Annotated in this window: 18 protein-coding genes; 14 read left to right on the top strand and 4 right to left on the bottom strand. The window is 64.0% G+C overall.

The annotated features are described in order from the left end of the window. Positions 1-59 precede the first annotated feature (59 nt). Both ABLE71_RS12665 and ABLE71_RS12660 read left to right on the top strand, forming a co-directional pair. Positions 60-1,571: a L,D-transpeptidase family protein gene (locus ABLE71_RS12665; RefSeq protein ID WP_348783809.1), complete on the top strand. Its 1,512-nt coding sequence runs from the start codon at positions 60-62 to the stop codon at positions 1,569-1,571. A 142-nt stretch (positions 1,572-1,713) separates the two neighbouring features. Next, complete coding sequence (locus tag ABLE71_RS12660; RefSeq protein WP_348783808.1) at positions 1,714-3,342, top strand: CTP synthase; 1,629 nt, start codon at positions 1,714-1,716, stop codon at positions 3,340-3,342. Between the two features lie 5 nt (positions 3,343-3,347). Here the strand turns inward: ABLE71_RS12660 and ABLE71_RS12655 are convergent, their stop codons facing one another. Beyond that, the gene (locus ABLE71_RS12655; RefSeq protein WP_348783807.1) at positions 3,348-4,496 is read right to left on the bottom strand and encodes an FAD-dependent oxidoreductase; all 1,149 of its coding nucleotides are present in this window, start codon (positions 4,494-4,496) and stop codon (positions 3,348-3,350) included. Positions 4,497-4,542: 46 nt separating this feature from the next. Between ABLE71_RS12655 and ABLE71_RS12650 the strand changes: the two genes are divergently transcribed. After that, complete coding sequence (locus ABLE71_RS12650; protein ID WP_348783806.1) at positions 4,543-5,502, top strand: glycosyl transferase family 90; 960 nt, start codon at positions 4,543-4,545, stop codon at positions 5,500-5,502. Further along, complete coding sequence (locus ABLE71_RS12645) at positions 5,499-7,556, top strand: adenylate/guanylate cyclase domain-containing protein (RefSeq protein WP_348783805.1); 2,058 nt, start codon at positions 5,499-5,501, stop codon at positions 7,554-7,556. Before ABLE71_RS12650 ends, ABLE71_RS12645 begins: the two co-directional genes overlap by 4 nt. Before the next feature lie 416 nt (positions 7,557-7,972). On the opposite strand, the gene ABLE71_RS12640 is transcribed toward ABLE71_RS12645, so the two are convergent. The 3 genes from ABLE71_RS12640 to ABLE71_RS12630 all read right to left on the bottom strand — a co-directional run bounded on the left by ABLE71_RS12640 (position 7,973) and on the right by ABLE71_RS12630 (position 10,937). Beyond that, on the bottom strand, positions 7,973-8,581 hold the full coding sequence (locus ABLE71_RS12640) for a YitT family protein (protein WP_348783804.1): 609 nt from the start codon (positions 8,579-8,581) through the stop codon (positions 7,973-7,975). A gap of 99 nt (positions 8,582-8,680) precedes the next feature. Continuing rightward, positions 8,681-10,429, bottom strand: a complete 1,749-nt coding sequence (locus ABLE71_RS12635; protein ID WP_348783803.1) for a radical SAM protein — start codon at positions 10,427-10,429, stop codon at positions 8,681-8,683. 205 nt (positions 10,430-10,634) lie between these two features. Next, positions 10,635-10,937, bottom strand: a complete 303-nt coding sequence (locus ABLE71_RS12630) for a hypothetical protein (protein ID WP_348783802.1) — start codon at positions 10,935-10,937, stop codon at positions 10,635-10,637. A 203-nt stretch (positions 10,938-11,140) separates the two neighbouring features. Between ABLE71_RS12630 and kdsA the strand changes: the two genes are divergently transcribed. From kdsA to ABLE71_RS12580, 10 genes are all read left to right on the top strand, one after another. Next, on the top strand, positions 11,141-11,977 hold the full coding sequence (kdsA, locus tag ABLE71_RS12625; RefSeq protein ID WP_348783801.1) for a 3-deoxy-8-phosphooctulonate synthase: 837 nt from the start codon (positions 11,141-11,143) through the stop codon (positions 11,975-11,977). Between the two features lie 173 nt (positions 11,978-12,150). Beyond that, a complete protein-coding gene (locus ABLE71_RS12620) occupies positions 12,151-12,354 on the top strand; it encodes a dodecin family protein (protein ID WP_348783800.1) in 204 nt (67 codons plus the stop codon). Positions 12,355-12,429: 75 nt separating this feature from the next. Then, positions 12,430-12,798 carry a PRC-barrel domain-containing protein gene (locus ABLE71_RS12615; RefSeq protein ID WP_348783799.1) on the top strand — a complete coding sequence of 123 codons (369 nt, stop codon included), beginning with the start codon at positions 12,430-12,432 and terminating at the stop codon, positions 12,796-12,798. Between the two features lie 401 nt (positions 12,799-13,199). After that, positions 13,200-14,474, top strand: a complete 1,275-nt coding sequence (gene eno / locus ABLE71_RS12610) for a phosphopyruvate hydratase (protein WP_348783798.1) — start codon at positions 13,200-13,202, stop codon at positions 14,472-14,474. Between the two features lie 78 nt (positions 14,475-14,552). Continuing rightward, positions 14,553-14,879: a septum formation initiator family protein gene (locus ABLE71_RS12605; protein WP_348783797.1), complete on the top strand. Its 327-nt coding sequence runs from the start codon at positions 14,553-14,555 to the stop codon at positions 14,877-14,879. A gap of 171 nt (positions 14,880-15,050) precedes the next feature. Next, complete coding sequence (pdhA, locus tag ABLE71_RS12600) at positions 15,051-16,094, top strand: pyruvate dehydrogenase (acetyl-transferring) E1 component subunit alpha (RefSeq protein WP_348783796.1); 1,044 nt, start codon at positions 15,051-15,053, stop codon at positions 16,092-16,094. 12 nt (positions 16,095-16,106) lie between these two features. Continuing rightward, entirely contained in the window at positions 16,107-17,516 is a 1,410-nt protein-coding gene (locus tag ABLE71_RS12595; protein ID WP_348783795.1) for a pyruvate dehydrogenase complex E1 component subunit beta, read from the top strand. Positions 17,517-17,519: 3 nt separating this feature from the next. Next, a complete protein-coding gene (locus ABLE71_RS12590) occupies positions 17,520-17,786 on the top strand; it encodes a hypothetical protein (protein ID WP_348783794.1) in 267 nt (88 codons plus the stop codon). A 29-nt stretch (positions 17,787-17,815) separates the two neighbouring features. Further along, positions 17,816-19,207 carry a pyruvate dehydrogenase complex dihydrolipoamide acetyltransferase gene (locus tag ABLE71_RS12585; protein ID WP_348783793.1) on the top strand — a complete coding sequence of 464 codons (1,392 nt, stop codon included), beginning with the start codon at positions 17,816-17,818 and terminating at the stop codon, positions 19,205-19,207. A 4-nt stretch (positions 19,208-19,211) separates the two neighbouring features. Then, complete coding sequence (locus tag ABLE71_RS12580; RefSeq protein WP_348783792.1) at positions 19,212-19,850, top strand: SGNH/GDSL hydrolase family protein; 639 nt, start codon at positions 19,212-19,214, stop codon at positions 19,848-19,850. Positions 19,851-19,855: the final 5 nt, after the last annotated feature.

Below are 19,855 nucleotides of genomic sequence, written 5' to 3'. Positions count from 1 at the left end.
AGCGGCAGCTTTCGCCCGTCACGATCGGTTCGGGCACATCATATTCGGGATCGTCAAACATGCAGTTTCGCAGCCTTCTTCTCATGGGCTTCGGCGCCACTCTTGCCATGGCCACCCTTGCCTTGAATGTGTCGGCATTCGCCGCGCCTCCGGTTCCGGCATCTCCGGCGCCGGCCGCGACCGATGTCGTGCAGGTCGCTACAAAGGCCGAGGAAGAGGCGCTGAAGAAAAAGAAGAAAGCCGCCGCGGACGCCAAAGCGAAAGCGAAGACGACCACCGCAAAGGGAAAAACCGACAAGACCAAGCAGGTTGCCACCTCCAAGGCCGACAAGGCGAAGGCCGACAAAGAGGCGGCCGACAAGAAAAAACTGCTCGCAAAGGCGAAGGCCGAGAAGGAAAAGCTCGCCGCCGCCGCCAAGGCAAAGGCCGACGAGAAGGCGAAGCTCGCAGCGAAGGCGAAAGCTGACAAGGACAAGCAGCTTGCCAAGGCGAAAGCCGAAAGGGACAAGCAACTGGCTGCCGCCAAGGCCGAGCGGGAGAAGAAACTAGCCGCCGCCAAGGTCGAGAAGGAAAAGCTGGCCGCTGCCGCCAAAATAGAGCGCGAGAAAAAGCTGGCTGCCGCCAAGGTCGAGCGCGACAAGCTGATGGCCGAGCGTGCGAAGGCCGCGGAGGCGCGCAAGATCCTGCTCGCTCAGCAGGCCGAAGAGCGCAAGATCGCCCGTGAAAAGGCCGCCGAGGAGCGCAAGATCGCGCAGGCACAAGCCGCCGAGCAGAGGCGTCTGGTCGCCGAGGCGAAGGTCAAGGCCGCCGAGGAGAAGCGGCTTGCCAAGCTGCGCGCCGAGGAAGAGCGCCGTCAGCAGATCGCCGCTGCCGCAGAGGCTGCGCGCCAGGCCGAGATCGCACGGCTGGTGTCGATGGAGGTCGTGCAGACCGGCAACAATGGCGAGCTTCGCAGCGAAGCTGCGGTTCAGGCCGCCCCGAAGCAGACGGGTCTTTTCGCGGGCCTCTTTGGCGGCCAGCAGGTGCAAAAGCAGTCCATGCTGCCGGAAACGCGAGCTCTCGACGCCGCGCTCGAGCTGAGGGAAGCCAATAAGAAATTCCAGGTCCGGCCCGAATTCGAGCCGCAGATCGTGCAGTTCTCAGGCTATCCGCGTGGCACGATCGTCATCGATACTGCTTCACACTACCTCTACCTGATGGAGGGGTCTAATAAGGCGCGCCGCTACGCGATCGCGGTCGGCAAGGAGGGCCTGCAATACAAGGGCGCGGTCAAGGTCGGCGACAAGCAGGAGTGGCCGCGTTGGATCCCCACCAAGGAGATGCAGCTGCGCGACCCGGCCAAGTACGGCCAGTACGCAGAGGGCATGCCCGGCGGCGGCCAGAACCCGCTCGGCGCCCGCGCCATCTATCTCTACCAGAATGGCAAGGACACGCATCTGCGCATCCACGGCACGATCGCGCCGGAGACGATCGGCACCGATTCGTCGAACGGCTGCTTCCGGATGATCAACGAACACGTCATGGATCTCTATCGCCGCGTTCCGGTCGGCACCGAGGTCGTCGTGCTCTGACCAGCCCGAAACCAATCGTCCGAAAGGCCGGCTTCGCGCCGGCCTTTTCTTTTTGCGCGTCGCCTCGCGCGGCGTGGAAAAGCGAAAGTCGTCAAAGTTTTCTCTGGCGGAATCAGGCGGGCGGCGCTAAGCACCGACTCCCATGGCGCGATATGTATTCATCACCGGCGGCGTGGTTTCTTCCCTTGGCAAAGGCATAGCGGCGGCGGCTCTCGGAGCGCTGCTTCAGGCGCGCGGCTACCGCGCGCGCATCAAGAAGCTCGACCCCTATCTCAATGTCGATCCGGGCACGATGAGCCCGTACCAGCATGGCGAGGTCTTCGTCACCGACGACGGGGCTGAGACCGACCTCGATCTCGGCCACTACGAGCGGTTCACCAACCGCTCGGCCAACCAAGCCGACAACATCACCACCGGGCGCATCTACAAGAACATCATCGAGCGCGAGCGTCGCGGCGACTATCTCGGCGCGACGGTGCAGGTCATCCCGCACGTCACCGACGAGATCAAGAATTTCGTCCTCGACGGCAACGACGACTACGACTTCGTGCTCTGCGAGATCGGCGGCACGGTCGGCGACATCGAGGCGATGCCTTTCCTCGAAGCCATCCGCCAGCTCGGCAACGATCTGCCGCGCAACAATGCGGTCTACGTGCATCTGACGCTGATGCCCTACATCCCGACGGCCGGCGAGTTGAAGACCAAGCCGACGCAGCATTCAGTCAAGGAACTGCGCTCGATCGGCATCGCGCCCGACATCCTGCTCGTGCGCGCCGATCGCGCTATCCCAAAGGAAGAGCGCCGGAAACTTTCGCTGTTTTGCAACGTGCGAGAATCCGCCGTCATCCAGGCGCTCGACGTGCCGCACATCTACGACGTGCCGCTCGCCTATCACAAGGAAGGCCTGGATTCGGAAGTGCTGGCCGCCTTCGGCATCGATCCGGCGCCCAAGCCGCGCATGGAGGCCTGGCAGAACGTCTCCTCGCTCATCCACAATCCGGAAGGCGAGGTGACGATCGCCATCGTCGGCAAATATACCGGGCTCAAAGACGCCTACAAATCGCTGATCGAGGCGCTGTCGCATGGCGGCATGGCGAACCGCGTGAAGGTGAAGCTCGATTGGATCGAGAGCGAGATATTCGAGAAGGAAGACCCGTCGCCCTGGCTGGAGAAGGTGCACGGCATCCTGGTTCCCGGCGGCTTCGGCGAACGCGGCTCCGAGGGGAAAATCCTCGCCGCGAAATTCGCCAGGGAGAGAAAAGTGCCGTATTTCGGCATCTGCTTCGGCATGCAGATGGCCTGCATCGAGGCGGCGCGCTCGCTCGCCGGCATTGAACACGCCTCCTCCACCGAGTTCGGCAAGACCGACCAGCCCGTGGTCGGACTGATGACCGAATGGCTGAAGGGCAACATGCTGGAGAAGCGCCGGGTATCAGGCGATCTCGGCGGCACGATGCGGCTCGGCGCCTACGAGGCCCACCTGGCGAAGGATTCAAAGATCGCCAAAATCTACGGCGATACGACCATCTCCGAGCGCCACCGCCACCGCTACGAAGTCAACATCGACTACAAGGAGCGGCTGGAGGATTGCGGCCTGGTCTTCGCGGGCATGTCGCCGGATGGCGTTCTGCCCGAGACGGTGGAATACCCCGATCATCCGTGGTTCATCGGCGTGCAGTACCACCCGGAGCTGAAGAGTCGCCCGCTTGACCCGCACCCACTCTTCGCCTCCTTCATCGGCGCTGCCGTGGAGCAAAGCCGGCTGGTCTGACGCTGCTACGTTGGCACTCCGTCGAAGAATGCTGGGATCGGCGCTGCCGATTGCAACCGCTCAAGGCTGACGCTGACCGCTGCCATCGCCTCGCCGATGGCTACGTCCATGTCGAGGTAGCGAAATGTAGCGAGGCGGCCGACGAAGCTGACTCCCACGGTCCTTGCCGCCTCGGCTCTGTAGCGATCCAGCAGCGGCGAACCTCCCGCAAGATTGACTGGATAGAAGGGTGTGTCCTGTGGCCCGCATTCGAAGCTGTACTCGCGGGAGCAGATGCTGCGCTCAAATGTTTCCCACGGCGCAAACTTCTTGTGCTCGGTTATGCGTGTAAAGGGCACCTCCGTGCCGGGGTAGTTCACGATAGCGGTCTTCTGGAAGTCACCGTTGACGCGGAAATCCTCGAAGCGCAGCGAACGATACGGCAGTCGGCCGAATGCGTGACCGAAATAGCCGTCGAGGCTCCCGGTGTAGAATATATGCTTGTACTCGCCTGACGGGCTGCTCCGCTCGAACCTCGTTCCCATACGCAGCGAGATCGCCGGATGGTCGAGCATGTTCTCGACCATCGATGTGTAGCCGTCACGCGGAATTCCAACTCGGGAATGGTGAAAATACGTCCGGTCCGCGTTAAAGCGCAGCGGCAGGCGCTTGAAGATCGCGGCGGGCAGATCCGCTGGCTTGCGTCCCCACTGCTTTTGCGTGTAGCCGCTGAAGAATGCCTGGTAGAGATCGCGGCCGATCATGGACAGCGCCTGTTCCTCGAAGTTCCGGGGTTCGTGTTCTGGATGAATGGCGCATTCCGCTATGAAAGCCTGGGCTTGCGCGGGCGTGAAATCCCTTCCAAAAAAGGAGCGGAGGGTGTCCAGGTTGATTGGCAAAGGGAACAAGCGGTGGCCCACGCGGGCGTCGATCCTGAGGTCGAACGGCTCGAACTCGGCAAAGCGCGAAACGAACCGCCACACTTCGGCGGCATCTGAGTGGAAGATATGCGGCCCGTGGACATGCCGCATGATGCCCGTATCGGGATCGCGCTCCGTGTGGCAATGGCCTCCCACATGATCGGCGGCCTCGACGACCAGCACCGATCGCCCGGCGTCCGCGAGGCACCGCGCGATGGTCGCGCCTGAAATGCCCGCACCGACGACAAGCAGCATTGAGGGTTCCTCGGTTGAGTTTGCAACAAGGATCGCGGCCAGTCTCATGGCCGCGATGCCGATTCGCGTCGAGATCACGGCCAGGAAGAAATTTTCGCTGGCGCATGTACGTCCGAAGAACGAAGAACTCTATTGTTCGGTGCGAAAAGGCAAGCTTCGGATCATCTATCATCGCCCCTGGAAGATCAGGCACATCCAGGTCGCGTCGTTGCTGGCCAATGCCATCGCGCTCCTGGGGGCTCGCCAATTGCCGCCCTTCTGCGTCAACATCGCCGACAAGCCGTCCGACAAGATTACTCGATCCATGACCAGGTTCGCCGCGTGCGCGGTGGATGGCTTCGCCGACGTTGCCGCGCCCGACTTCGTCTTCGAAGGCTGGCCGGAAGCGAGTTTCGAAAATTACGACGCCAAGATCGCCGAGATAGTGGCCGCCTCGGATGCCGTGCCCCGGCACGACCGCGCGATCTGGTTGGGACGCGTGATGGCCAGGGCCCGGTCCGCGCTCATGGCGGCTTCCGCCAGGGATCCCGATGCGATCGAGGCGATCGGTACGGATGTGACCTACGACCCATCCTCGCACATGTACCGAAGCCACATGATGACCATGGAGGAGCAGGTCCGGCTCTATCGATACCTGATCGATGTCGAAGGGTACGGCTACAGCGGCCGGCTCAAGATGCTGCTTCATTCCGGCCGCGTCGTCCTGGTGCAGGACCGCCCGTACCGGGACTTCTTCTTCGATGGCATAGAGCCGTACCGGCACTATGTTCCGGTGGCGCGCGATTGCTCGGACCTCGCCGAGCGGATTGAATGGCTGCGCGCCAACCCCTCGCGCGCGGCCGAGATCGCGGCCGAGGCGCGGCGCTTCGCGGCGGCGAGGCTCACGCGAAAGGCCGCCATCGAATCTTGGGCTGCTTTGCTCGAGAGGCACGCTGCCGCCGGGGGCAATCTCCGCTCCGGAAACGAGCATCTTCCGCGACCCGTCTTGTGGAGCCCCGCGACGTGAGCCGGCCGGCCAGCCCTTCCAGCGGCAATCCATCGGGGCAATCCTCGCCCGGCTGGGCAAAGCCGTTGCGCGTGCATCTCAGCGTCATCATCGTGCTTCTGCTTGTGGCGATCTCCGTCCCGCTGATGTGGCTGACCTTCCTGGAAGGCAAGCAATCGGCGATCGCCGCGGCGGAACAGCAGATGGGGCTTCTCTCCCGCAACACGATCGACCTCTACGAGAGCGTCTTTCGCGACGGCCACGCGGTCGTCATGCTCGGCTCGGTCCTGCCGTCGCTGGAGGCCGAGCCGCCGGCCTGGCTCGACGCCAAGCGGGAGTTCATGGTTCGCGCGCTGATAGGCTCGCCGCACATTGACGGGGTCTATGTCGGCTATGGCAGCGGCGCTTTCTTCCAGGTCGTCAGGGCGGCTGCCAATCCGCGCTGGCGAGCGGCCATATCTGCCCCCGAAGCCGCCGTATTCGCAATGCGCGTCGTGACCCGTGCCGCCGGCGGACCGCCGCTGTCGGCCTGGCGCTTTCTCGACGCGAGCGGCCGCCTGATAGGCGAGGGGCCGGAGCGCGAGGTGACCTTCGACCCGCGCCGCCGGCCGTGGTACCGGGCGGCGACCGTTGCCGACGGGCCGGTGTCGGTCGGGCCGTACGAGTCTGCCACCACCAGAGCCCTCACCCTTACGCTTGCCTCGACCATGTCGGCCGACAAGGCAGTGGTGATCTGCGCCGACGTCACGCTCGAGACGATCAGCCATATGCTGGTCGAGCAGGCGGTGTCGGAGCATTCGGTCGGCTATGTTTTCGACGGCGAGGACAAGCTCATCGTCCACTCCGATCCCGTGGTCATGGCCCGGATCATCGGCGAATTTTCCGACGGCCCGGCCCGCGGCCGAGCGCTCGCCGCCAACGACAGCGAAGCCAGGGTCGCCGAGGAACTCGTGGCCCGCCTAACTCAGACCAGCTCGCCGGCAGCCGACGATCCGGTTCTCGCGGCAGTCCGGCAATTGCTTGCCGCGCCGGGGGACACGCCCCTAGACACGCTCGGCCGTCCGTCGATCGAGTTCCGCGTCGGCGGCAAGCTGTGGCTGGCCACCGTCGCCCCGCTAGGCGCCATGCATCTGCTCGGCGGCCACCGCATCGTGATCGCTGCCCCGATCGCGGATTTCACCGCCGCCAGCGCCGCGCTGCTGAAGAAGACGCTCGCGATCGCCGCCGCGCTGGTCATCATCGGCATCGTCGTCGCGCTCCTCATCTCGCGCCGCATCAGCCGCGCGCTGGTCGCGCTCACCGCCGACGCCAACCAGATCGGCAACCTCGATTTCCAGGGTGGCGGCCTTACCCATTCCTGGATCAGCGAGATCAACTCGCTCGCCCGCGCGCTTGCCTCGGCCCGCGACGCGATCAGGACCTTTGCCGTCTATGTGCCGCGCGAGCTCGTCCGCCAGATCGTCGCCTCGGGGCGCGACGCCGCCGACCGCGCCCAGCGGCGCGAGGTTACAATTCTCTTCACCGACATCCGCGACTTCACCACCATCTCCGAGCAGGCCTCGCCCGAGGCGGTTGTCGACATGCTGTCGGTCTATTTCGAGGCCATGAACGCTGTCGTGCAGCGCCACAACGGGGTCATCGTGCAGTATCTAGGCGATTCTATCTACGCGATGTGGAACGCGCCGACCGAAAACCCGAACCATGTCGCGGACGGCTGCCGCTGCACGCTGGAGCTCAAGGCCACGATCGACCGCCTCAACGCGGAAAGCGCCGGGGCAGGGCGTCCGGAGCTCATCACCCGCTTCGGGCTGCACACCGGCGTCGCAGTGGTCGGCAGCGTTGGCGCCGCCGAGCGCCGTCAATACACCGCGATGGGAGACACGGTGAACGTCGCGTCGCGGCTGGAAGGCATGAACAAGCAGTTCGGCACGACAATCCTGGCCAGCGCCGCCGTCAGGGACCGGGCCGGAAATCTCGCCGGCGTGGGGTTTCGCCCGCTTGGCGCGGCAAGCGCCAAGGGCCGCCACGAGCAGATCGAGGTCTTTGAGATGGTCGACGTACCGCAGGACGTCTGAAGCCCACAATCGCTGCCGGACTGTTGCGGTTGCGCAACAGTGACGGGCTGCAAAGCCTGTTAGCCTTATGATAGCCAAGTTCGGCTCGGGGTACTGGATATGAAGAAGACTTACACGAAGCCGGCGCTCGTGCGCCGCGAAGCGTTGAGCCAGGTGACGGCGCAGGAATTCTCGTCGCCATCGGCCGACATGTGACGCTGATCCATAGCTTCTGGCGGCTCTGGTAAGCGGCGGTCGTTTCGCCTTGGGCGGTTCAAGCATTGGGAATTGGGAGCATGAAGAAGATCTACACGAAGCCGGCGCTCGCGCGCCGCGAAGTGCTGAGCAAAGTGACTGCGTTTGCCAACGGGTCCGAGGTCGAGCGCTGAAACGCAAAGCGGCCGTCCGCTTCGTGCCTCGCGCGCAGAGCCGCTGTCTCAGCTCATTCCCACGTAGCGCCCCGGCCGATGGTTGATCGCCAGGGTTAGATTGAGCGTGACTGCGCCTAGCACCGAGAGTGCCGCACTCTGCCATGGAATGAAGAACAGCGCTGCAGCGAGGATCGCGAGATCGACGGCGAGTTGGAACCAGCCGGCGCGGATGCCGTGGTTGTCCTGCAGATAGAGGCCTAGGATCGAGAAGCCCCCGAGTCCGGCACGGTGGCGGAACAGGATCAGCAGCCCGACGCCCATCAGCGCGCCCCCCGCGATCGCCGCAAAGAGTGGGTCGATGCGGTCGATGGCGATGACCTCCGGCGCGAGCCGCGTCATGGCCGAGAGCAGGCCGATAGCCGCGAAAGTCCGCAGCGTGAAGGGCCAGCCCATGCGCCGCACGGCGAGCCAGAAGAATGGCAGGTTGATCAACACGAATGCCGCGCCGAAGGGCAGGCCGGTCGCATACTGAACCAGAAGCGCGATGCCGGCCGCACTTCCGGTCACCAGCGAAACCTTCGTGTAGAGCACGATCCCCAGCGCCACGAACAGCGTGCCATTGAACAGCGCCAGAGCGTCCTCGTAGATGCCGTGCCTGATTCCGTTGTCCGCCAAGCGCCGCTCCCTTGTGCGGTGCACTATAGCCGGACGTGGTGCGCAAGCCAGATGCCTTTCGCACCCGGCTTGCCCGGCAAGCGAAAGGGTTCCGGGAAGTTACACGGCCCGAGCGTGAGTCAGTTCTGCCACTTTCTTGATGTGAGCCACGGCGGCGCGCGCGCCGGTGGTCTTCGTCATCAGGTCGAGCGTCTCGTCGTCGTCGTCGCCGACCGGCGTCAGCGCCTGGTCCATGTAACGGTCGGCCTCACGCTTGACTGCCGCCTGCCAGATCGCCAGCCGGGCGGCCGCGCCGACCAGAATCGCGTGCTTGGCGAGGGTCTGCCAGCCGAAGCGCGACCAGAACAGCCAGGGGTTCTCGCGAGGCAGGCCGGGCCGGCGCTCGGAAGGATGCTTGAGCCGCAGAATGCCGCCCTGCAGAGGGTGCACGTTTTCGAGGCGGTCGGTCGTCGAGAAGGTCAGCAGGTACTTCGCCAGGTTGCCGAGCGGTACGCCGGTCGCCGCGGCGCGCCGCAGCAGCGTCTTCATGTGCGCGGGCGTGTAGTAGAGCGACCACGCCTCGTGGTAGATATCCTGCCATTCAGTCGCGCTCATCCTGGAATGGGCCGTGCAGACGTGCTCGACGTCGTATTTGTTCAGGTCCGGGTCCATCGCGACGCCGTTCTTCCACAGCGTCTGGTGGTCCTCGGAGCCCGGCAGCGGCGTCAGGCAGAAGAACTCGAGCAGGTCGATCGGCAGCTCTTCTTTGATGATCTCGATGTCGCGCCGGATCGTCTCGCGCGTGTCGGCCGGGAAGCCCAGTATGTAGCCGGCGATGGTCAGGATGCCCTGTTCCTTCCAAGCAAGCAGCATCTTGCGGTATTCGGTGATCTTGTTCTGCCGCTTCTTGGCCGCCGCGAGGTTGTCCGGGTTGATGTTTTCCAGCCCGATGAAGACCTTGTTGACGCCGGCCCTTTTGGCCTTCTCCATGAAGTGCGGGATCTTGTGGCAAAGCGTGTCGACCTGGATCATCAGGCCGAGCGGGATGCCGTCCTTCTCGCGCAGCTCGATCAGCCGGTCGAACGTCGCCTCCCACTCCCTGTTGCGGGCGAAATTGTCGTCTGTGATGAAAAACTTGCGGATGCCCTGCGCCCAGTTGAGGCGCACGATACGCTCGACATCGTCGGCCGAGCGGTAGCGCGACTTGCGGCCCTGCACGTTGATGATGGTGCAGAAGGAGCATTGGTAGGGGCAGCCGCGGCCGGCGTCGAAGCTGGAACTCGCGCCGAGCGTGCGCTCGACATGTTTCCTGGGAAGGAACGGCACCGGCGTGCCTTGCATGCCGGGCAGGTCGTTCATGTAGTTGTAGACCGGCGCAAGGCGCCCTGCGGCGGCGTCGGCGATCACCCCGTCCATCCGCCCCTCGGCTTCGCCCGCGAAGATCGCGATGCCCATGTCGCGGCATGCATCGAGGTCGACCGCGTGGCCGTCGAGCATCGACAGGCACCCCGAGACGTGGAAGCCGCCGATCGCCACCGCGATTCCCGCCGCGCGGAACGGACGCGCGATGTCGAGCGCTCGCGGATACTGGTTCGACTGGACGCCGACAAGCGCGACGCAGCCGAAATTGCCGTTGCGGCCGAAGCGGGCGATCAGCGCCGGTACGTCGACGCGTGTGTTGGTCTCGTCGATGACAGTGATCTCGATGGCCACGTCCGGCCCCAGCACCTGCCGCTCGGCGCAGTCGGCCGCGATGCCGTAGACGGCGGCAAGCGAATTCGACGGCGTCATGGCTCGCCACCACCGGATCACGTAGCCGTCGTCGTCGTAATGCGACGGCTTGATCAGTACCAACTGGAAGGCTTTCATGCATTCCCTTCGCGCGGCCTTCTTGCCACGGCGTCAGATGAGCCTAGCACGTTTGCGTCCAGTGGGCAGGACTTTGTCGCTGCCAGTGGGAGCCGCGACCTACCGCCGCGCCCACTGGCAGGGCGGCGGGCTCGCCGCTGGACGACTGGAAGAGGCCAACCCCGGCGCATGCCGGGGTCGGATTGCCGTGTTGCCCCGGAAAGCATCAGCCTTCGACATGTCCGCAGGTGTAGCGCACCGTGACGAGGATGTTGGCTGGGTGGTGGTTGGCGGAGACGGCCGGCCCGTAGTTCCAGTAGGAATCGACCTGGCACTGGGCGGTCTGGGCCTGGGTCAGGGCGACGCCCTTCTGGGCCATGGGCACGGTCTTCCTGCACTTGAGAATGGAGGCCTGCTTCTGCACCGTCTGGAAACCGGGTGCGCAGACAGGCGCGGCGAGCGTGGCGGTCGTGGTGAGGCCGATCAGAGCGGCGGCGCCGGCGAACGCTGCGAGGGTGAGGGTATTCATGTGGTTCTTCCTTCCATTGAGTTGACGTTTCTGGAGGTCGTCGCATCGACGACTGCGCTCACCATCGCCTGTCCATGCTTCCGGCGTGTTTTCGCCGAACCGGGCAAGTGTTTCATTTGTTTCAGCAGCGCCGCGGCCCCGCCGAGCTTGAACCGCCGCCCGGATTGGGGCACATGCCCGGCAAGAACCCGAAGGGAAGCCGCATGACCCCCAACAAGAGCGTAACCGTCGGCCAGGCCGTCTTTTCCAATCACGCGCCGCTGACGCTGATCGCCGGGCCGTGCCAGCTCGAATCGCGGAGTCACGCGTTCGACATGGCTGGCGCCTTGAAAGAACTGACGCAGAAGCTCGGCATCGGCTTCGTCTACAAGACGAGCTACGACAAGGCGAACCGCACGTCGCTGGGGAGCACGCGCGGGGCGGGGCTGGAGGCAGCACTTCCCGTCTTCGCCGACCTCAGGAAGGAACTCGGCGTGCCTGTCCTGACCGACGTTCACACCGAGGAGCAGTGCGCCATCGTTGCCGAGGTCGTCGACGTGCTGCAGATTCCCGCTTTCCTGTCGCGCCAGACCGATCTTCTGATCGCCGCGGCCAGGACCGGCAAGGTCGTCAACGTCAAGAAGGGCCAGTTCCTGGCGCCCTGGGACATGAAGAACGTCGTCGCCAAGGTCACCGGCTCGGGCAATGCCAATGTGCTCGTCACCGAGCGCGGCGCCTCCTTCGGCTACAACACGCTGGTCTCCGACATGCGCGCGCTGCCAATCATGGCCGAGATCGGCGCGCCAGTGATCTTCGACGCCACCCATTCGGTGCAGCAGCCGGGCGGGCAGGGTGCCACCTCGGGCGGCGAGCGGCGCTTCGTCGCCACGCTGGCGCGGGCCGCCGTGGCGGTCGGCGTCGCCGGCGTCTTCATCGAGACGCATGAGGATCCCGACAACTCGACCTCGTCGGACGGGCCGAACATGATGCCGCTGAAGGATATGCCGGCACTGCTCGAGACACTGATGGCGCTCGACAGGATCGCCAAAGGCGCAGCTTGAGAACGGCTGGCCGCAGGCGTACGCTTCCGCGCGTCAACTGAGCATCGGACCGAAAAAAGGAATCCGGTTCTCGGAATACTCCGATGTTCAATCAAAGCATCGGACCGAAAAGTGGAATCCGGTTTTCGGAATATTCCGATGCTCAATCAAAGCGCGTTCCCAGGGAGGAAGCCATGTCTGTCGCCCGTGTCACCGAAATCACCTCATCGTCGAAGAAGAGCTTTCAGGACGCCATCGAGAAGGGGATAGCCCGGGCCTCAAAGACCCTCAAGAACGTCGAGGGCGCCTGGATTCAGGACCAGAAGATCGTCGTCGAGAACGGCCAGATCGCGGCCTACCGGGTCAACATGAAGGTGACCTTCATTCTCGCCGACTGACGCTGTGCCGCGTCGGAACCTTTGTCGACGGCGTTCATTCTCCTCGTATCCTGTCACTTCACGAGGAGCTTCCGCATGAACACCCACACCCCCAGCGGACACACCAACGCCATCACCGCGTCGCGCGTCATCGGCACCGCCGTCTACAATACGGCGGGCGACCATATCGGCGACATCGAGGACGTGATGCTGGAGAAGATGTCGAACGGCATCATGTTCGCCGTCATCGGCTTCGGCGGCTTCCTCGGCATCGGCGAGAAATACCATGCCATCCCGTGGTCGACGCTCGACTACGACGAGGACAAGGGCGGCTATGTCGTGCCCTTCACCAAGGAGCAACTCGAGGCGGCGCCAGCCTATTCGATCAACGACCTGGCCAAGGGCGACGGCACGGCCGCGCGCGACGCCTCCTACGAGTATTACAAGGTCGATCCCTACTGGTAGGCAACCCTCGCCTTCACGCAAAAGCCCCGCCGGCGAGAACCGGCGGGGCTTTTTTGTGGGCCGTCGTCACTGCGAGGAAAGCGGCGCGATCGGCTTTGTGTCGCCTTGCGTCGGCAGCGGATTGCACGACGTCATGAACGCTGCGACGATGAGGAACAAACTCACGATACCGGGGAACTCGGACATGGCGAAACTCCCTCCGTTTCGCCCCGCGCGGCATCAGACTTAGCCGAATTCGCCGGTCGCGACTCCCCCCGAATTCTGACAATTCGTAACAGAGCGTCCGATTTCGTGAATCGGTCGCATTAAACCGATAAATCGGCTCCCCGGATTGAATTTTGCCGGGCTTCGACTAAGACGTGCCCGGCATTTCACACGATCTTTTCTGGGGATTTCCTGACATGACCGCCATTATCGACATCATCGGCCGCGAGATTCTGGACAGCCGGGGCAATCCGACCGTCGAGGTCGATGTGGTTCTGGAGGACGGCTCGATGGGTCGCGCCGCCGTCCCGTCTGGCGCTTCCACCGGCGCGCATGAGGCAGTCGAGTTGCGCGACGGCGGTCCGCGCTATCTCGGCAAGGGCGTCGAACGCGCTGTCGAGGCCGTAAACGGCGAGCTGTTCGAGGCGATCGGCGGTATGGAAGCCGAGAACCAGATCCACATCGACCGCACGATGATCGATCTCGACGGCACGGCGAACAAGTCCCGGCTCGGCGCCAACGCCATCCTCGGCGTCTCGCTCGCCATCGCCAAGGCGGCCGCGGAGGCGTCCGGCCTGCCGCTCTACCGCTACCTCGGCGGTCCCAACGCGCATGTGCTGCCGGTGCCGATGATGAACATCATCAACGGCGGCGCCCATGCCGACAACCCGATCGACTTCCAGGAGTTCATGATCATGCCGGTCGGTGCGCCCAGCTTGCGCGACGCCGTGCGCTGGGGTTCGGAAATCTTCCACACGCTGAAGAAGCGTCTGAAAGACGCCGGCCACAACACCAATGTCGGCGACGAAGGCGGCTTCGCGCCGAACCTGAAGAGCGCTGAGGCCGCGCTCGACTTTGTCATGAACTCGATCGAGAAGGCGGGCTTCAAGCCCGGCGAGGAAGTCGCGATCGCGCTCGACTGCGCCGCGACCGAATTCTTCAAGGACGGCAAATACGTCTACGAGGGCGAGCGCAAGACGCGCGACCCCAAGGCCCAGGCGAAATATCTCGCCAAGCTCGCGGCCGACTATCCGATCATCTCGATCGAGGACGGCCTGGCCGAGGACGACTGGGACGGCTGGAAGATCCTGACCGACCTTATCGGCAAGAAGGTCCAGCTCGTCGGCGACGATCTGTTTGTCACCAACACGGCGCGGCTTCGCGACGGCATCCGCATGGGCGTCGCCAACTCGATCCTGGTGAAGGTCAACCAGATCGGCTCGCTCACCGAGACGCTCGAGGCCGTCGAGACCGCGCATCGCGCTGGCTACACCGCGGTGATGTCGCATCGTTCGGGCGAGACGGAGGATTCCACCATCGCCGATCTCGCGGTCGCGACCAATTGCGGGCAGATCAAGACCGGCTCGCTCGCGCGCTCCGACCGGACCGCGAAATACAACCAGCTGATCCGCATCGAGGAAGAGCTCGGCAAGCAGGCGCGCTACGCCGGCGTGTCCATCCTCAAGACCTGACGGCGGCCTTCGCGGCTCCCGCTAACCGTCCATTAAGCACAATCGGGCGAGATAGGCGGGCGAAACGGGAGCCGCCGCATGTGGACGCGCCAGCACAAGCAGAGGAATACGGGCCGGCTGATCGTGCCGGCCGTCTCGGCGCTCTTCCTCGCCTATTTCGGCTTCCACGCCTATCACGGCGAGTTCGGCATCTATTCCAAATATCTCTACGAGGCGCAGGCGGTCGAACTGCAGGCCAGGCTTGATTCGATGACCGCGCGGCGGGTCGAGATGGAGCGCCGCGTCCAGCTGCTGCATGACGGGACGCTGGAGAAGGACATGCTCGACGAGCAGGCGCGCCGCGCGCTCAATCTTTCGCAGGCCGACGAGATCGTCATCATGCGGACTTCAGGGCCTGCTAATTAACTGAAATTCAGTTATTTCCAAAGTTTTCCAACGATTCTGAAGGTTTACGCCGCATGCCTGCCATGCGTTTTTCCGCATGGCCCGATGCCGGCGGGCGTGCTAGCGTTTTCGTAAATTTGAGGGTGCGTGCCCTCGACATGTCCGCAAAGAGACAGCAACAGGGAGTGATGAATGGCCGTTGCCGCCAAGAAGGCGTCCGCTAAATCTAAAGCGGATGCGAAATCCCTTCAGGGACCAGCCGCGCCGAAACCGGCGAATTTCACCAAGGAACAGGAACTTGCAGCCTATCGCGGCATGCTCCTCATCCGCCGCTTCGAGGAAAAGGCCGGCCAGCTTTACGGCATGGGCTTCATCGGCGGCTTCTGCCACCTCTATATCGGCCAGGAGGCCGTCGTCACCGGCATGAAGATGGCGCTGATAGACGGCGACCAGATGATCACCGCCTATCGCGATCATGGCCACATGCTGGCGATGGACATGGAGCCGCGTGGCGTCATGGCCGAGCTGACCGGTCGCCGCGGAGGGTACTCCCGGGGCAAGGGCGGCTCGATGCACATGTTCTCCAAGGAGAAGAATTTCTACGGCGGCCACGGCATCGTCGGCGCGCAGGTGTCGCTCGGCACGGGGCTCGCCTTCGCCAATCGTTATCGCGGCAACAAGAACGTGTCGCTGACCTATTTCGGCGATGGCGCGGCAAACCAGGGCCAGGTCTACGAGAGCTTCAACATGGCCTCGCTGTGGAAGCTGCCGGTGATCTACATCATCGAAAACAACCGTTATGCGATGGGCACTTCGGTGTCGCGGTCGTCGGCCGAAACCGATTTCTCCCATCGCGGCGCGTCCTTCCGCATTCCGGGCATGCAGGTCGACGGCATGGACGTCCGCGCGGTCAAGTCCGCGGCCGAGGTCGCCGTGGAGTGGTGCCGGACCGGCAAGGGCCCGATCATCCTTGAGATGCAGACCTACCGCTATCGCGGACATTCGATGTCCGATCCGGCGAAATACCGTTCGAAGGACGAAGTGCAGAAGATGCGCTCCGAGCACGATCCGATCGAGCAGGTGAAGGCCCGTCTGATCGAGAAGAAGTGGGCCAGCGAGGACGAACTCAAGGCCGTCGACAAGGAAGTCCGCGACATCGTCGCCGACGCAGCCGAATTCGCGCAAACCGATCCCGAGCCGGACGCGTCCGAGCTCTGGACCGACATCGTACATTAAGGGAGCGCGAAGATGCCGATCGAAATCCTTATGCCCGCGCTTTCCCCGACGATGGAGGAAGGCAACGTCTCCAAATGGCTGAAGAAGGAAGGCGACAAGATCTCCGCCGGCGACGTGATCGCCGAGATCGAAACCGACAAGGCGACCATGGAGGTCGAGGCGGTCGATGAAGGCGTGCTTGGCAAGATACTTGTCGCCGCTGGAACGGAAGGCGTGAAGGTCAACACGCCGATCGCCATTCTCGCCGTCGAGGGCGAGGACATCGACAAGGCAGGCGAAGGCATCGGCGAGCAAGAGCCGACGCCCGAGAAATCAGCGAAGGATGACACGGCGGTCGAGGCGCCTGCCGCCGCACAGCCGGCCAAGGAGGCCGAGAAGGCTCCCGCCGCGCCGAAGGCCGAGATCGCCGCCGATCCCGGCATCCCCGCCGGCACCGAGATGGTGTCGATGACGGTGCGCGAGGCGCTGCGCGATGCGATGGCCGAGGAGATGCGCCGCGACGAGGACGTCTTCGTCATGGGCGAGGAGGTCGCCGAATACCAGGGCGCCTACAAGATCACGCAAGGGTTGCTGCAGGAATTCGGCCCACGCCGGGTGGTCGACACGCCGATAACCGAGCACGGTTTCGCCGGCGTCGGCGTCGGCGCTGCGATGGCCGGCCTGAGGCCCATCGTAGAGTTCATGACCTTCAACTTCGCCATGCAGGCGATCGACCAGATCATCAACTCGGCGGCGAAGACGCTCTATATGTCGGGCGGCCAGATGGGCGCGCCGATCGTCTTCCGCGGACCCAACGGCGCGGCGGCGCGCGTCGCCGCCCAACACAGCCAGGACTACGCGGCGTGGTACAGCCATGTCCCTGGTCTCAGGGTAATCCAGCCCTACACGGCGGCTGACGCGAAGGGGCTTCTCAAGGCCGCCATCCGCGATCCGAACCCGGTGATCTTCCTCGAGAACGAGATCCTCTACGGCCAGCATTTCGACGTGCCGAAGCTCGACGATTTTGTGCTGCCGATCGGCAAGGCGCGCATCCACAAGTCGGGCAGGGACGTGACCATCGTCTCCTGGGGCATCGGCATGACCTATGCCGTAAAGGCCGAGGCCGAATTGCGGGGCCTCGGCATCGACGCCGAGATCATCGACCTCAGGACGATCCGCCCGATGGATCTCGATACAGTCATCGCCTCGGTGCGCAAGACCAACCGGCTGGTCGTCGTGGAGGAAGGCTTCCCGCAGTCGTCGGTCGGCGATTTCATCGCCAACCAGGTTTCGCAGCGCGCCTTCGACTATCTCGACGCGCCTGTCATCACCATTGCCGGCAAGGACGTGCCGATGCCTTATGCGGCGAACCTCGAGAAGCTGGCATTGCCGAATGTCGGCGAGGTCGTCGAGGCGGTCAAAGCTGTCACGTATCGAGGCTAATCGATGAACGGGATAGCCGTCACAGTTGCCATCGGTCTTGCAGTCGTGTCTTGGCTTGTGGGCAGCTACGCTATCCTCAGAATGGTCCTCGACACCGTGCGAGAACAGAAGCCCAATGCTGCCATCGTCAAGGTTCTGGAATTCGTTCCACGTACCAAGACGATGCACCCGTCGAAAGCCAACCCGTTCGCCAAGCTATTTCTTTTTGCGTTCGTATCATTCGGGTTCTGCGGCCTTCTTCTAAAATATTTGACCGAAAACCAGCCGTGACGACTGTGCACTTTGGGGAGGTTCAATGAATGCCGATTAATATCACGATGCCCGCCCTCTCGCCCACAATGGAGGAGGGGAACCTCGCCAAGTGGCTGGTCAAGGAAGGCGACAAGGTTTCGCCGGGCGATGTGATCGCCGAGATCGAGACCGACAAGGCGACGATGGAAGTCGAGGCGGTCGACGAGGGCACGGTGGCGAAGATCGTCGTGCCGGCCGGTACAGAAGGCGTGAAGGTCAACGCGCTGATCGCGGTGCTGGCGGGCGAGGGCGAGGATGCCGGCGCGGCCGCAAAGTCCAGTGGTGCCGAGAAGAAGGCCGACGCGCCGAAGACCGCCGAAGCACCGAAGCAGGAAGCAAAGATCGAAGCACCGAAGGCTTCGCCGGCGAAGGTTGAAAGCACCACAACCGGTGTAGGTGGTGGTGCTCCCGCAGCCGCGCCGGTCGCCAACGGCCATGCAGGTGGCGCGCGCACGTTCGCCTCGCCGCTGGCACGCCGCGTCGCGAAGGACGCCGGCATCGATATCGGCGCGGTGAAGGGCTCGGGCCCGCACGGGCGTGTCGTCCGGGCTGACGTGGATGCCGCGGTTGCTGGCGGCGGTAAAGCCGCGCCAACGCCCAAGCCGGCGCCCGGCGCTTCACCGGCTACAGGCGCTCCCGCCGTCAAGCCGATGTCGGACGAGGCGGTGCTGAAGCTGTTCGAGGAAGGCTCCTACGAACTCGTCCCGCACGACAACATGCGCAAGACCATCGCGCGCAGGCTGGTCGAGGCTAAGTCGACCATCCCGCATTTCTATCTCACCCTCGACTGCGAGATCGACGCGCTGTTGAAGCTGCGCGCCGAGATCAATGCGGCAGCCCCGGTGAAGAAGACCGACAAGGGCGAGGAGCCGGCCTACAAGGTCTCGGTCAACGACATGGTGATCAAGGCGATGGCGCTGGCGCTGCGCGACGTGCCTTCCGCCAACGTGTCGTGGACCGAAAGCGCGATGGTGCAGCACAGGCATGCCGACGTCGGCGTCGCCGTCTCCATCCCCGGCGGGCTGATCACGCCGATCATCCGCCGCGCCGAGGAAAAGACGCTGTCGGTCATCGCCAACGAGATGAAGGACCTTGCGGGCCGCGCCCGCAACAAGAAGCTGAAGCCGGAGGAATATCAGGGCGGCACGACGGCCGTCTCCAACCTCGGCATGTTCGGCATCAAGGATTTTTCGGCCGTCATCAACCCGCCGCATGCGACGATCCTTGCGGTTGGCGCGGGCGAGGAACGTGCCGTCGTGAAGAAAGGGCAGGTCGTTGCCGCCACCATCATGTCGGTGACGCTGTCGACCGACCACCGCGCCGTCGACGGCGCGCTCGGGGCCGAACTGCTCGCCGCCTTCAAGCGCCGCATCGAGAACCCGCTGGGCATGCTGGTGTAGCGGGATGAAAACCATTCTTGCCTACGGCGACTCGCTGACCTGGGGCTACAGCGCCGAGGGCCCGTCGCGCCACGCCTATGAGGACCGCTGGCCGAGCGTGCTGCAGGCCGAACTGGGCGGCACAGCGCGGGTCATCCCCGACGGGCTGAACGGGCGCACGACGGCTTTCGACGATCATCTCGCCGGAGCCGACCGCAACGGCGCGCGCATCCTGCCGACGGTACTGACGACGCACGCGCCGCTCGACCTGATCATCATCATGCTCGGCGCCAACGACATGAAGCCTTGGATTCACGGAAACCCGGTCGCGGCCAAGCAGGGCATGGAGCGTCTGATCGACATCGTGCGCGGCCACGACTATCCGTTCGACGGGCCGCCGCCTAAAATCCTGCTGGTCTCGCCGCCGGCCGTCAGCCGCACCGACAACGCCGAGTTCAAGGAGATGTTCGCGGGCGGCGATGCAGCCTCGCAACGCCTGCCACGGCTTTATGCCGAACTTGCCGGGCTGACCGGCTGCGGTTTCTTCGATGCCGGCAGCGTGGCGAAAACCACGCCGCTCGACGGCGTCCATCTCGACGCCGAAAACACGCGCGCCGTCGGCCGCGCGCTCGCGCCGGTCGTGCGCAAGATGCTCGAACTCTGAGGAGA

The organism is Mesorhizobium sp. KR9-304 (assembly GCF_040049215.1).
In the GTDB taxonomy this organism is placed as follows: domain Bacteria; phylum Pseudomonadota; class Alphaproteobacteria; order Rhizobiales; family Rhizobiaceae; genus Mesorhizobium_K.
This window is presented reverse-complemented; position numbering and strand designations above follow the sequence as displayed.